Genomic DNA, 12090 nt, shown 5'->3' on the forward strand with positions numbered 1-12090 from the left:
CCTATCCACGTCCTCGCCCGTAGGTCCTCTGCACGGAGCCGCCGCCCTTGACCGCGACCGTTTCCCGGATGATGTGCGTGAGCAGCGCCTCGACCCTGCCGCTCGAACCGGGGCGCACTTCCAGCACGATCGGCTCCCGCCGCGGCGTCCCGCCCGGCGCGTAACCGCCCGGCACTGCGCCGAGGCCCGGGCCAGCCAGGTCCGGCACGGTCGGGGCCGGCAGGGTGTCCATGACCTTGCGCAGGTACGGCAGCTGGTCCGTGATGCCGCGGCCGAAGTCCGTCGCCAGGGCCCGGCCGGAGTGCAGGGTGTAGCCCTTGCCCGAGAACGGGCCCTCCTTCGCCGGGCTGAACGGGAAGAAGTTACGGGCCGCGGACACGACGCTGCTGGCCGCGTTCTTCACGCTGCCGATCATCGACTTGATGCCGTTGATGAAGCCCTGGATCAGCGCCCGTCCAGCCCCGGCCAGCATGCCGGCGAGGTTGCCGAGCGCCGAGCGTGCCCGTCCGGGCATGCCCCGCACCAGGGAGACGAACGCGAGGGCCTTTTGAGCTGCGGCGTCCCGGAAGCGCTGGAAGGCGTTCGACGCGGCATTCCGCAGGGTCCCCGCCAGGCCCGCGATCGCCGAGCCCACGCGGCGCGGCAGCCCGGTCAGCCATGAGACCAGCTCCAGCGTCTTTCGGATCGCCCAGTCCTTCGCCTGCCCGAACCAGCCCGCGATCTTTCCGGGGATCTTCGACAGCCAGTCGATCGCGGCGAGGATCCCGTCGACCGCCGTCAGGATCGCGACCTTCACGGCAGCCCACACGGCCTGCACGACCGCGCGGAAAGTCTCGCTCTTCTGGTAGGCGACGACGACGATGGCGACCAGGGCCACGATCGCGGCGATGACCAGCCCGACGGGGTTCATCATCATGACCGCGTTGAGGATCCCCTGCGCGATCGCCCACCCGCGGGTCACGGCTGCGGCGATCCGCGTGTACAGCGTGTAGGCCTTGACCGCCAGGCCGATGGCTACGAACCCGGTGGCGATGCCCGTCAGCACGCCCGGAGGAATCTGGTTGATCAGCGTCGCGAGCCCTACCGCGATTGTGGCCGTGATGCCGATCAGCGGAGAGAGCGCCGAGATCACCTGGAGTGCGGCCGACGCGAGCGTGCCGAGCGTCTGCCCGCCCTCGCGCGCGAGGTCCATGAAGATCTTGAAGCCCTGGCTGTCGCCCAGCGAGGAGCCCCAGTCGGCGAAGGCCTGCGTCATCTTGACCAGGCCGCCGGTCATGCCGTCCGAGACCGGAAGGAACGCCCCGAGCAGGCCGCCGAACCCGACGGCCAAATTCTTGATCACCTGGAGGAAGTTGGACAACGCGGGACCGGCGGCCTTCGCCATGTCGGCGGCCCACTCCTTGAAGCCCGCGCTCTTGACGCCCTTGCCCACGTCGTCCAGGAACCCGGAGAACGCGGACGCTGCGGCCTTCACGAACGGCGTCAGGGTCGGCAGCAGAGACCGGAGGATCTGGATGCCCTTGGTGAAGACGGGCATGGTCGTGCTGGAGAGGCTGTCCGACCACTTCTGGTGGTCCGTCTTCAGCCCTTGCAACTCCTTGGCGTACGCCTGCGTCGCCGGGGGCAGCCCCTTCAGCTGCTGCTCGTACGCGGCGTCGGCCTCCTTGGCGGCCTTGGTCGCCGACTCCGCCTCCCGCAGCGCCGCCTTGTACTCGTCGCCGCCCTTCTTCGCCAGCCTCTGCGCCGCGGCCTTCTTCAGCGTCGCCTTCTCGTGAGCCGCCTCCGCCTTCTCAGCGGCCGCCGACGACTCCGCCACCGCGTCCAACTGCGGCTTGGCCGCCAACTGGAACGCCTTCACCGCCAGACCGGCCGCAGCCGCTCCGGCAGCGATCCCGCCGAGCGCCGCACCGGCCGCAGCCGCCGCAGGCACCCCCACCCCGAGCGCAGCCAGCGCCGCACCGACCCGGCGGACCGCGGGCGCGGCCATCTCTGCGTGCGCCCGGATGCCGTCAGCCAGGCCCCGGCCGGCCGCCTCGCCCTCGGAGACGAAACGCCCCCGGATGTCGCGCAGGCGGCCGTCGGTGTCGCGCTGGAGGCCGCGCATGCGTAGCCGGGCCGCGTCGAGACCCCGGGTGAAGCCGGAGTCGTCGGCCCGGATGAAACCGACCAGCTCGCCGATGGTCAGGGCCACGGTGCACCCCCCATCAGCGCCCGGCCGGGCGCGCTATTCAGCTGTCGTGCTGATCACCTGTGCAGGGCCGCCCGAATCTGGGCGTCGTCGTCGATGACCGAGACGTAGTCCTTGGCGACCTGCCGCCACAGCGACTCTGGCGAGAGGCCACCGAGCAGGGTGTAGAAGCGACGCCGGGTCAGGCGCGCGATGTCTTGCGGGCCGAGGCGGTATTCCCGTTGGAAGTCCGCTTCGAGCGCCCACCACCAGCGGCGGACCGCTTCGCGGGTGCGCCAGCCCTCCTCGCTGCCCGGTTCGGCCCCTTCGGGCCGGTCTGTTTTCCCTCGCCGTCACCAGACCGCACGAGTTCCAGCGCCTCCGCGAAGGTGAGGTCCCGGCCGCCGGCCTGCGCCATGCCCCACGTGAGGACGGTCTGGAACTCCATGGCGCCCATGCCGTTGTCGATCCAGGCGGCCAGGATGTCGTCGCCGAACAGCAGCGCCACGAGTTCGGCTACGTCCTCCTCGGCCTCGGACTCGCGCAACTCGTCGATGCGCTTTTCCATCGCCAGAGGCATGTCGGTGGGGACCTGCACCTCGACGCCGCGGATGACCTCCGTGCGGCCGCCGGAGACCTCTGCCCAGAACGCATCCCACGTGTCGTGCCCGGGGGTGCCCGTGCGTGCGGGGCTCATACCTTGGCCGCCGTGGTGTTCGCGCCGGAGCGGGTGAACGTCGCCGACCACGAGGTCTTGTCGTTGTTGCCGCCGCCCTCGTCGCCGAGGTTGACGTGCGCCGTCCACACCTGCCACGAGGTGTCGTCCTTGTGGGCGAAGCGGACCCGGCCGAGGGAGTCCTCGCCGAGCCGCTCCGACAGGGCCTCCACCTTCGCCTGCCCGGGGTCGAGTGCGCCCGTGGTGTCGTCGCGCAGCCGGAAACCCTCGATCTCCAGTTGCTTGCCGAGCTGCATCTTCTGCGACTCGGCCTGGCCCTCCGAAGCGAACGTGGTGGTGTCGGTGGTCTCCTCCTCGTGGCTCTTGGAGAAGGTGTTGATGCCGCCGATGGGGATCCAGGTGTTGGGCGTCGCGAAGTCCTCGATCTCGAATTCGACGTCCCTGGCGTTGTACTTCTGAAGTGCCATGGCTCCTCCGGGCATGACGAACTGCCCGCAGCGGTCACCGCTCGGGCCGAAAGGGAAGGGGGGTTGCTCAGACGCGGTGCGTCGAGATGTTCCGGACCTCGATCCGGAAGTTGCACACGTGCTCGTGTCGGCCGTTCTCATCCCGGCCGAGGGACGCAGGGCCGCCCTGGAGCGCGATGGACAGGACCAGCTTGGTGCCGTCCGGCAGGGTGATCGGGCCCAGGCCGTGCAGCTCGTCACGGATCGCCTTGCAGCGCTCACGGGACACCCGCGGGTCACTGGTTCCGCGCACCCGTACCTGCACGCGCGGCTCGTCGTAGCCCAGCTTCGAGTCGGGCTCGCGGGCGTCGTCGTAGCCGGTCAGCGCTACGGCGACGTCGGGGGTCTGCGGCATGCCCTCCAGGAAGCAGTCCCCGGACGTGCCCACGGGGTCGTAGGTGAGCAGGTTCTGTGCCTGGAGGTGGAGCGCCAGGCCCTGGAGGAGGTCAGCCACGTAGCCACCTCCGTAGAGGTACGGCCATCAGCCGCAGAATGACGTCCTGAGAGTCGTTCATCGCGCTCTCCAGGTACTTTGCGCGCCGCCCCGGCAGGTGCTTCCACTCCAGCTCCTCGTGCTGACGCCGGGCGTACACCGTGTCGTAGGAGATCGAGCCGTTCAGGCCGTCGACATCGACCTTGCCGGACCGCTCCAACGTGCCCTCGTCCAGCGGCACCCGGGAGTTGGAGACCCCCAGGGTGTACTCCAGGGCCTCCCGCAGCCCCTCGGAGGCGAGGCGCCGGCCCCGGGAGGTCCACAGGCGGCTGCCCTGCCACTGCATCCGCGTGTACTGCGTCATAGGAGCTGCACCTCCAGGTGGTCCGGGAGCGGCAGCCCGCCGCCGTCATTCTCGATCTGCTCGATGACGGTGGTCTTTCTGCCGTCGGGCAGCGTGACCCGCGACTCCGGAGGGGCGTCGACCGCGCCGAGGCGGCAGTAGAACGTCGACGAGCTGGTGACCTGGCGGCCGTCCGGTGCGCTCACGAGCCGCGTCTTCTTCTCCAGCCAGCACCGCACCAGTACGGGATCCCCGTACACCTCCCCGACGGCGCTGTTCCCCTCGTACGGCTCCACGGTCACCTGGTGGCGCAGCCACATGCCGGGGAGCTTCACCGGGTCACCACCGCCCCCAACCGGAAAATGTCCGGTGTGAGGTCAGCGGAGCCGAGGACGTCTCCGACCTCGGGGGCGATCTCCCGGGCCGCCGACGCCCCGCTCGAGGTCTGCCCCTCGGGACGGGACATGGACGCCGAGCCGAGCTTGACGCTGCCCCACCCGGCCACCGCTGCGCCTGTGGAGTCACCCAGCTCGTCCCACCACGCCACCTGTGCACACACGGCGTCGGCAAAGGCTTGCCGCACCAGCGCGTTGGAGGGGTAGCCGTCCTCGTCCGCCTCGTACCAGCACAGCCGGAACACGGACGCCTCCAGCATCCGCGACGCCTTCCCCAGCAGCGCGTCGATGTCGGCGGGCGGGGCCTGCCCGGTGAACGTCTGGTACTGCGCTGACGTCGCGTAGATCCTCGGCACCGGACACCACCCCCTACAGGTCCAGCACGGCCACTGTGACCGACGCGTCGGCCCCGGCGTAGTCGATCCACACGGAACCGTCCGGGCGGCGGAACTCCGGCCCCAGCTCCGGCAGGAGCAGGTCCCCGCCGGCCGGGACGGTGAATTCGGCGTCGGCGACGGCGAGGGCCTGGCCGCCGACAGTGCCCGGGGTCTGCACCGTCACGGTCAGCGGGGTGGCGTCGCCGTTGACGACGTACAGGTGCCGACTGCGGGTCCAGGTGAAGCTGTTGCCGTCGGTGAGTTCGGCCGCGACAGCGACGCCGCCGGGATCAACCCCGGCGGCGCCGACGGCAGTCGCGGCGATGGCCGTCCTAGCCATCGGCGTGCTCGCCGTACTGCTCGATGAGCTGGTCCTTGGTCAGCTCATCGAGACCGCCCGTCTCCGGGGCGACGGCCGCGGCGTAGGCCACCCACTCGGCCTTGGACGCGGAACGGGCCGGACGCTGCACGTCGCCCGGCCCGTCGCCGCTTCCCTCACCATCCCCAGGCGGGTCCTCGGGCCCCTCGTCGGGGGCGCTCACCAGCTGCACGCCGTACCAGTCCGGCAGCGCGCGCAGAGCCTCCCCCAGGGCCTTGTCCTCCGTGGTGAACGTGCCGTCGGTGAAGCGCACGCGGCCGGCCACACTGGAGATGGCCAGCTGCGGGTACTTCTCGTTGCGGAACTCATAGGTCATCGCGATGCCTCAGCTCGTCGTCAGGTTCGTGATCTTGCCGTGGGTGCGCTGGTTGCCGTAGTTCAGGCCCACCTCGCCGTACAGCTGCGTACGGTCCTTCGCGCCCGTCCGCGCCAGCGGCTCGGCGAAGAAGTGCCCCTTGCCCGGGATCTCCTGGAAGACGGGCATGCACTGCTCCAGCGACACCACCGCCAGCGACGCGGCCGGCATGTGCCGGTTCAGCATCAGGTTCAGCGTGCCGAAGTCGGTCTCGATGGTCTGCACGCGGACACCACCGACCGTGCGGGACTCCTCGCGGTAGTTCTTCTGCGTGATGAAGATGTCCGTGAGCTGCCGCTTCTGGAAGGCGTTCGCCATCAGGGTCGCGGTCGCGGACTCCTGGATGCCGCCGTTCTCCCAGATCGACTGGAGCAGGTCCAGGACCATGTCCTCCGTGAGCGGCCCCGGCGCGCCCGCACCGGCGTCCACGGCGATGACGTTGGTGGTGATCGCCTCCAGGATCCCGCGGGTGCGGCGGGCCGTGGTGTTGTCCGCGGGCTTGTTGTAGGTGCCCTGGATGAAGCTGTACTCGATGTCGCGGACCATCTGCTTGAGCATCTGCTCGATCTGCCAGTCCGCCTCGTTGGTGACGGGGTTGGACTGGGCGTTGTTGATCCCAGACTTCGCCTGGACCGCGGCCAGCTTGGTGTAGGAGACCTCGACCGTCTCGTGGTGGATCTGCACGATGTTGGAGACGTTCGCCCGCACGCGCTCCTGGCCGGTCGGCGCGTCCGCGCCCTCCAGCTTCGCGTTCTGCGCCGCGGCGCGAAGGTCGAAGGTCTGCCACTCGAACTCGATGCTGTTCGTCTGCCCGCCGCCGGTCAGCCCGCCGATCGCGGAGAAGAACGGCGTGTCGGACGGGGTCAGCTGGTGCAGCATCCCCGTGTAGTTCGGCAGGTTGTACGTGGTGCCCAGCTCGGTGATCCCGGCCATGGCCACTCTCCTTCAGGTGTGATAGGGCGCGGCCATGGCCGGGCCCGGGGTTACTGCTGCTGTGCTCCGGCCAGGCCGGGCAGCTTGGAGTTCTCCAGCCGCATCGCCAGGCGCCAGTCGCCGTCCGCCTTGGCCTGCGCGATCTGCTGGTCGAGGGTGGGTCCCTGGTCGCCGGAGCCGCCGCCGAGGTCGCCACCGGAGCGGCCGGGCCCCTTGGGGGCGAGCTTGGAGAACTTCGTAACCGCCGACTTGATCGCGGCCACATTCACCTCGCCGTCCTCACCGACGAATCGGTTGACGTCGATGTACTCGGCGGCGTCGCCGAGGTCGATGCCGGCGGCAGCGACGGCTGCGCGGAACTCGGCGGCGGCGAGCTTCTGGCCGTACTCAGAGGCGGCGGCCGTGCGGCCTGCCTTCTCCGCCTCGGCTACGGCCTTCTCCTGCTCGCTCATGTTCGCGGTCCGGAGCTTCTCCAACTCGGTGTGGTTGGTCTTGGCGCGGGTCTCCCACTTGCGCGCCTCGGCCTTCCAGTCCGTGCCGTCTCCGTCCCCGGAGCCTGTGCCGCCCTGGCCGCCATCGCCGGAACCCTGGCCCGAGCCCTGGTCGCCGGAGCCGCCGTCGCCCCCGCCCTGGCCGCCTGCTGCGCCTCCGTCACCGGAGCCGCCCTGACTGCCGGTGCCGGATCCGCCTTCGCCCTCGCCGTTGCCACCCGCGATGGCGTAGATCGGCGAGCCGTTGCGGCGGTAGCCGAGCACCTCCAGCGCGTGGTGTGTGGCGAGCGGGTGCTTGAAAGGGTGCTGCATGGTGTTCTCCCGTGCGGGATCGTCCGGCGGTCGCCGTGCGGCGGATGCCGGGGAGTCTGTGGGGCGCCTACCGTGCGGCGCCAATCTGCTCGCGGGCGGGCTTGCGCCGCAGGTCCGGGTGCGCGGCCACATGCTCGCGTGCCGCCTTTTGCCACTTGCGGACGTACGCCCCCGCGCGCCTGCGCGCGGCATCGTCCATCGCCACGGCCTGCTCCCGTTTCCAGCGGCGGATGTGCCGCTCGATCGCCCGCTGCCGCTGCGTGTCCTCGTACGTCGTCCCAGGCGTCGCATGATGCGGCGGCCTGGTGGACACACCCGGCAGGTACGCAGCGAGGCTGTGACGGCAGTTCGGGTGGAACAGGCCAGCCGCGCGGGCCTCGATGAGCGACCCCGCGACGTGGACGACGACCGGCGGTGTCTCGGACCGGCGGCGCAGTAGGCCGCGGCGGGGCTGCTCGGGCGGGGCCGCGTGCTCGGCGAGGACCGTGTGCGGGCCGGGCGGCCCGTTCAGGGCGAGGATCTCGCCCTCCCACTTCTCGCATCGCTCGCACTCCAGGGGCGCGTCCGACACCATGACCAGGCCCACGCCCATCTCGGCGAGAACGTCCACGTGGCCTTCCACGGCCGCGCGGGCGGTGACGGAGCGGACGGCCATCTCGGCGTACGACGCCATGTCCCACGAGCGCCCGGAGCGGTCCACGAACCCGGTGATGCCGCGCTGCGCAAACTGGTTGAGCGCCCTTTGGCTGGCCTGCCGTCGGGTCATGGTGCCGAGGAGGACGTTCCCGGCCGGGCCGGACACGATCCGCCGGTACACGTCTACGACCGCGCGCGTGATCCGCGCGTACACAGGCCGCGTGTCGGCCGCCATCGAAGCGGCGAGCCGGTCCACGGCCGGCGCGTTGGGCAGCGTCTCCCGGGCCACCAGCTCCCGGCCGATGTCCAGCGCTCCCAGCTCGGCGACGGCGGCCTGGCGGCCGCGGTTGTACGCCTCGGTCAGGGCGCGGCGTACTGCGCCGTCGGTGTCCTGCTGGAGGGCGTTGGCGACGTCCTCCACTGCGGTGCGGAGGTTTCCCAGGGCGGCGAGCTTGAGTTCAGCCCAGTGGGGCGACTGGATGTCCGCCTCCAGGGCCTTCGCGAGGCGTTCGAGGAGCGCGGCTTCAGCGTCCTCGTACAGGCGGGCCACCTCGGCCGCCAGGTCCTCCGCCATCGCTGGGGATACCGGCATTCGGCACCCCCTCGCCCTCGGCCCCGGTCTCATCCGGGTCAGCCACGTTCCGGCCGGACTCGGTCATGATCTTGTCCACCTCGGCGGTGACCTGCTCGTCCTTCCAATCCGGATGGACCAGACGTACGAGCGTCTCGCGGGAGGCGGCCTCGGCCCGGCTGAGCAGCTCCGCTGTGGTCGCCAGCTCGCCTAGGCCCTCGCTGATGGAGTCCTGGAACTCCACCTCCGGCGGCTCCAGGTCCAGGCCGCGGACGCCGAACAGCGGCCCGGCCTCCACGGCCAGCTGCGCGGCGAGCGCATCTGCGATCGCTGGCTGCCAGTACAAGGCCTTCCGCGCCCGGGTGATCAGCGACCGGCGCTCGCGGGCCTTGATCTCCGTCGCGGTGACCGCCTGGCCCTCGCCGTGCTCGCCGAACGTGCTCGCGGAGTAGCCGGCCTGCCGGGCGGCCTCGGCGACGAGCGCGGAGCAGGTGTCCATGTGCTGCTGGACGCGGATCTCGAACTGCACGACCTCCAGCGGGTTCGGGTCGCCGGGCCGCTGAAGCATGTTCAGCCCGGAGTAGATCCGGCGTTCCTCGTTCCAGGCGGCGCCCTGCCCGGGGCCGAGGGAGTCAAGCATTGAGTTCGGGACGACGATGCGGCCCTTGCCGTTGATGATGTCCCTCATCCAGCTGGACCAGGTCTCGTCCAGGGCGTCCATGAGGGGCTCGATGCCCTGGAAGTCGGACTGCCCCCAGTAGGCGGCGGCCGGGATGTTCCTCCAGGCGCGGGCTGGGCGGACGTTGGGCGCGTACGAGGCGGTCAGGTGCTTCGGCGCCCCGGTGTCGATCCAGTCCTCGGAGGTGATCTCCCGGGCGATCGGCTCGGTGGACGGATGGTCTTGGAGCGGTACGCGGCGGCCGAGCATGCCTGGGGTGCCGACGTACAGGGCGTGGAGGATCCGGCCGCGCTCGTGGCGCTCCAGGTGCCGCCACACCGTGTTCCCGTCGACCTCCACCACTTTCCAGAACGTCGCCGCGCGCAGGCGCCCGTGCGCGAAGTCCGGCACGGCCTGGTCGGCTGGCACGGCGGTCAGCCACGGCCGATCCGAGATCTCCTCGTCCCAGACCAGCCGCAGGTACGCGCCGCCCAGGGCCGCGCACACCTCGCCGCCCTCCAGGAGCGTCGGGTGCAGCTGCTCCTGGAGCATCTCCAGCCGCTTCTTCGTGGCGTCGTTGGAGCCGGACAGGGTCGGGGGCTCGGAGAACAGCAGCATTGAGCTGGTGCGCGCGATGTCCCCGGCGAGGGGGATGTGGAGCTTCTCGCGCTTCTGGCCGGGCTCTGTGGGCTGGCCCCAGAACCACCTGGCGATGGTGCCGAGGACGCCGCCGCGGTACTGGCTGGGCCGGTTCTCGGGGAGTTCGCGGATGCCGCGGTTGAGGTAGCGGTCGCCGAGCCGGTCCGGGTCGCTGGAGTACCAGGCGTCCCAGTCGGCGAGCGCGGTCTGGACGACCGGGTCTGTGGGCGGCCACGCGATGTCGCGGTCAGGCAGAGGCATCCGTGTTCCACCTCCCCGTGAGCATGCGCCAGCGGGCCCACAGGCGGGCGCGGCGCGTCAGGCGAACGTTGACGTTGAAGATGAGGCGGCCGTCCCGCACGTGAGTGGGGCCGTCAGCTGAGGCGCGCACGCCGGTCCAGCGCGGGAAGCCCGGGACCGGGCCGAGACGAGCCATCAGGCGGCCACCTCCAGGAGCATCGGGATATGCGGCCGCCACAGGGCCTCAGTCGTACGGACGCCGTATCGCAGCGCGTCACAGCTGTGATCGTCGACCTTGATGGGCTTGTCCTCACCCTTCTCCGCCGCCTCGTCATCCCAGGAGTAGCCCGGCAACTCATCGATGAGGCCGGTGCACGAGCGGTGGATGCGGAGCCGGTCCGCGCCGAGCAGGGCGGCCACGGTGCGGATGCCGTCCAGCACGCTGTTCTCGGCCGGGACGACGCCGGGGGTGTTGTCCCGGTGCAGCTGCTCGATGAACGACGCCGCGGACGGGTCGACGACGGTGAACTCCGGCCGTACACCCTGAGCAGCGAGCCACTGGCGGCGCGCTGCGGAGTACTCGGCGTCGGTCATCTGCCGGCGGGTGGTGCGGGAGTCGTGCCGGTACTCGGACACGACGTAGAGCCGCTGGTCGCTGCCGAGCCCGATGAGCAGGTCGGCGAAGGGGTTGACCGTGCCGTAGTCGATCGCGTCGCACGGCCAGCGGGTGATGCTCGGGATGTCGTCGACGACGTGGACCTTCTCGTCGAACATCTCATAGATGGCGCCCTCGGACTGGACCCAGTGGCCCAAGATGTATCGCCGGTACCAGAGGCCGGTGAAGGCGGCCTTCATGCGGGCGACGTACTCGGCGGAGAGGGCTGGGTTGTCGTCGAGGGTGAAGTGCCAGGTGCGGATGCCGAGTTCGTCGGCCCTGTTCAACCACTCCTTGCGCAGCCAGTGGCCCGGGTTGTCCGGGTTCGTCGTCCCGAAGATCAGTGCGCCGGGGACCGACTGGCGGTCGATGAGCCGCTTGAAGAACTCCTTCGGCAGCAGCGTCATCTCGTCCACGTAGGCGCCGGCGCCGGTGAGCCCGCGCAGCCGGGCCTCGGCCTTGGCGTCATTGGCCGTGATGACTTCGACCTGGCGGCCGAGGATCCAGGCGACGCTGGAGCCGCGGGTGTACGTGACCATCTTGGCGATGTGCGGTCCGACGATGCTCGGGTCCTGGAGCGGGCCGAAGACGTTACGCGCGACGGTGTCGTAGGTCTTGCCGACGACGACCAGCTGGCCGCCGTGGGGCGCGGTGACGACGTACATGAGCCAGCGCAGCAGGCTCGCGATGGTCTTGCCCGACCGGACCGAGCCCTCCCACACGTTGAGCCACGCTGTGGAGTGCGCGATGGAGATCTCTTGCTTGTCGGACAGCCGCAGGTCAGTTGTCCCCATGGCGTTCTCGCAGCCGGTCGAAGAGGTTCGTCAGCAGCGAGCCGACCTCGCCGGAGCCGTCCTCGTCCTTCGGCGGCACGAGCTTCAGGGAGCGGTCTACGGCGGTGGCGACGGTGGCCATGAGGGCGCGCTTGTCGGCCGGGGTCGGCTCGGCGGCCTCGTAGGTGTCGAAGTCGTGTTCCTTGCCGCCCCAGTCCCAGTACAGGTGCGGCTGGGACATCTTCGCGGCCTCGCGCTCGGCGATGTCCTGGAGCGTGACGGCGAACGCGGTGCGTCGGGCTTCCAGGTCGGCCTGGCGGACCTCGGTGGCCGCCCGGACCTCTGCGGCGCGGGCGAAGGAAAGCCCGAGGTCGTCGGCGATAGCGCTGATCGTTCGTCCGGACCGCTTCAAGATCTTGGCGATCTCGTTGCGGCCCTTGCCCTCGGCGTGGAGGCTGCGGACGGCTTCGCGGTCCTCGTCGGTGACCGGGCGGGCCTTCCCCATGGCGGTCACCTCCCGGGCATGAATAGGCCCGGCCTCGCACGGGCGG

The 12090-nt window shown here is 70.5% G+C and carries 15 protein-coding genes; all 15 read right to left on the reverse strand.

Annotated features, from left to right (window positions below):
- Position 1: 1 nt before the first annotated feature.
- Positions 2–2191 carry a hypothetical protein gene (locus tag ACIBNA_RS09290; RefSeq protein ID WP_399164599.1) on the reverse strand — a complete coding sequence of 730 codons (2190 nt, stop codon included), beginning with the start codon at positions 2189–2191 and terminating at the stop codon, positions 2–4.
- A 178-nt stretch (positions 2192–2369) separates the two neighbouring features.
- Positions 2370–2864, reverse strand: coding sequence for a hypothetical protein (locus ACIBNA_RS09295; protein ID WP_399164600.1), 495 nt, complete (start codon positions 2862–2864; stop codon positions 2370–2372).
- Positions 2861–3310, reverse strand: coding sequence for a phage tail tube protein (locus ACIBNA_RS09300; RefSeq protein WP_399164601.1), 450 nt, complete (start codon positions 3308–3310; stop codon positions 2861–2863). Before ACIBNA_RS09300 ends, ACIBNA_RS09295 begins: the two co-directional genes overlap by 4 nt.
- 67 nt (positions 3311–3377) lie before the next feature.
- Positions 3378–3803, reverse strand: a complete 426-nt coding sequence (locus ACIBNA_RS09305; protein WP_399164602.1) for a minor capsid protein — start codon at positions 3801–3803, stop codon at positions 3378–3380.
- Positions 3796–4146, reverse strand: coding sequence for a hypothetical protein (locus ACIBNA_RS09310; RefSeq protein ID WP_399164603.1), 351 nt, complete (start codon positions 4144–4146; stop codon positions 3796–3798). The genes ACIBNA_RS09305 and ACIBNA_RS09310 overlap by 8 nt, the downstream gene beginning before the upstream one ends.
- Positions 4143–4460, reverse strand: a complete 318-nt coding sequence (locus ACIBNA_RS09315) for a hypothetical protein (RefSeq protein ID WP_399164604.1) — start codon at positions 4458–4460, stop codon at positions 4143–4145. Before ACIBNA_RS09315 ends, ACIBNA_RS09310 begins: the two co-directional genes overlap by 4 nt.
- Complete coding sequence (locus tag ACIBNA_RS09320; RefSeq protein WP_399164605.1) at positions 4457–4876, reverse strand: hypothetical protein; 420 nt, start codon at positions 4874–4876, stop codon at positions 4457–4459. The genes ACIBNA_RS09315 and ACIBNA_RS09320 overlap by 4 nt, the downstream gene beginning before the upstream one ends.
- Positions 4877–4889: 13 nt before the next feature.
- The gene (locus ACIBNA_RS09325) at positions 4890–5237 is read right to left on the reverse strand and encodes a hypothetical protein (protein WP_399164606.1); all 348 of its coding nucleotides are present in this window, start codon (positions 5235–5237) and stop codon (positions 4890–4892) included.
- Positions 5230–5592 (reverse strand): hypothetical protein, encoded by a 363-nt coding sequence (locus ACIBNA_RS09330; RefSeq protein ID WP_399164607.1) that lies wholly within the window; start codon positions 5590–5592, stop codon positions 5230–5232. Before ACIBNA_RS09330 ends, ACIBNA_RS09325 begins: the two co-directional genes overlap by 8 nt.
- A gap of 9 nt (positions 5593–5601) precedes the next feature.
- Positions 5602–6564 carry a DUF5309 family protein gene (locus tag ACIBNA_RS09335; RefSeq protein WP_399164608.1) on the reverse strand — a complete coding sequence of 321 codons (963 nt, stop codon included), beginning with the start codon at positions 6562–6564 and terminating at the stop codon, positions 5602–5604.
- A gap of 50 nt (positions 6565–6614) precedes the next feature.
- Entirely contained in the window at positions 6615–7367 is a 753-nt protein-coding gene (locus tag ACIBNA_RS09340) for a hypothetical protein (RefSeq protein WP_399164609.1), read from the reverse strand.
- A gap of 67 nt (positions 7368–7434) precedes the next feature.
- Complete coding sequence (locus ACIBNA_RS09345; RefSeq protein WP_399164610.1) at positions 7435–8595, reverse strand: phage minor capsid protein; 1161 nt, start codon at positions 8593–8595, stop codon at positions 7435–7437.
- Positions 8528–10132: a phage portal protein gene (locus tag ACIBNA_RS09350; RefSeq protein ID WP_399164611.1), complete on the reverse strand. Its 1605-nt coding sequence runs from the start codon at positions 10130–10132 to the stop codon at positions 8528–8530. Before ACIBNA_RS09350 ends, ACIBNA_RS09345 begins: the two co-directional genes overlap by 68 nt.
- 174 nt (positions 10133–10306) lie before the next feature.
- The gene (locus tag ACIBNA_RS09355) at positions 10307–11560 is read right to left on the reverse strand and encodes a PBSX family phage terminase large subunit (RefSeq protein ID WP_399164612.1); all 1254 of its coding nucleotides are present in this window, start codon (positions 11558–11560) and stop codon (positions 10307–10309) included.
- The gene (locus ACIBNA_RS09360) at positions 11547–12044 is read right to left on the reverse strand and encodes a helix-turn-helix domain-containing protein (RefSeq protein ID WP_399164613.1); all 498 of its coding nucleotides are present in this window, start codon (positions 12042–12044) and stop codon (positions 11547–11549) included. The genes ACIBNA_RS09355 and ACIBNA_RS09360 overlap by 14 nt, the downstream gene beginning before the upstream one ends.
- Positions 12045–12090 lie beyond the last annotated feature (46 nt).

The sequence above is a fragment of the Streptomyces sp. NPDC050164 genome (genome assembly GCF_044459945.1).
GTDB classification, from domain to species: domain Bacteria; phylum Actinomycetota; class Actinomycetes; order Streptomycetales; family Streptomycetaceae; genus Streptomyces; species Streptomyces coeruleorubidus_A.